Genomic DNA, 1,149 nt, shown 5'->3' with positions numbered 1-1,149 from the left:
GCCTACTTTTTCTACCGGGCCGAGCTGCGTCCCAAGTTGTGGTGGCTGACGCTGACCCAGCACAACCAGATATTTCTGAATAAAAAGGTGGATAAATTTCTGGAGGACGTGCTCAAGGACGGAGGGTTGTCCACGGGGCTGGATTTCGTCTTCCAGTTCCAGGGCAAATACCAGCCCTGGGAGTATGTCTGCCAGTATGGCGAGTCCCACTTCGGTTTTGTTTCCCGGTGGATGGAGCGGGAAGGCGCCTATTACTGGTTCGAACAGGGCCAACAGGGCGAAAAAATGATCGCTTCGGACACCTTTATCGCTCATGCTCCGCTGCCGGGCCACGAGACATTCCTGTACTCGCCGCCCTCCGGGCTGGACGCCGCGGACGCCGGCAAGGTGATCAAGCGGTTCACCCTGAAGCAATCCCCCCTGCCTAGGAATGTCCTGCTCAAGGACTACAACTACATGAAGCCCAGCCTGGACCTGGAAGGCAAGGCCTCGGTCCAGGACAAGGGCCGCGGTGAAATCTACCTGTACGGTGAAAATTTCGCCAACAAGATCGAAGGGGACCGCCTGGCCCAGGTGCGGGCCGAGGAATACCAATGCCGGGAAAAGGTCTTCCACGGCCTTTCCTCCATTCCCGCCGTCCGGCCGGGATACCTGTTCACCCTGAGCCGCCATTTCCGGGTTGAATTCAACCAGCAGTACCTGACCACCACGGTCCGCCACGAGGGCAGCCAGGAGCGTTATCTGCTCAGCGGCCTGGGGATTCGAGACCTGGAGGACCGCGACGCGCTGTTTTACCGCAACACCTTCGAGTGCATTCCCGCGACCACCCAGTTCCGGCCGCAACGGCTCACGCCCAAGCCGCGCATCGCCGGGACCATTTCGGCCAAGGTGGACGCCGCCGGCTCGGGCAAATACGCCGAGTTGGACGAGCACGGCCGCTACAAGGTGATCCTGCCCTTTGACCTCTCCGGTCGCGGCGAGGGCAAGGCTTCCTGCTGGCTACGCATGGCCACGCCGTATGCCGGCGAAGGTCACGGCATGCACTTCCCCCTGCACAAGGGCACCGAGGTGCTCCTGACCTTCCTCGACGGCGACCCGGACCGACCCGTGATCCAGTCCGCGGTGCCCAATAGCGAAACCCCCAGCGTG

At 61.6% G+C, this 1,149-nt stretch carries 1 protein-coding gene; it reads left to right on the top strand.

The window, feature by feature from the left end:
* A partial coding sequence (locus AC559A_RS19175) for a type VI secretion system Vgr family protein (RefSeq protein WP_498819298.1) occupies positions 1 to 1,149 on the top strand: 1,149 nt, incomplete at both ends.

The sequence above is a fragment of the Desulfonatronum zhilinae genome (assembly GCF_900182865.1).
Taxonomy (GTDB): domain Bacteria; phylum Desulfobacterota; class Desulfovibrionia; order Desulfovibrionales; family Desulfonatronaceae; genus Desulfonatronum; species Desulfonatronum lacustre.
The sequence above is the reverse complement of the archived record's forward strand: the minus strand, read 5'-3'. Positions and strand labels throughout refer to the sequence as shown.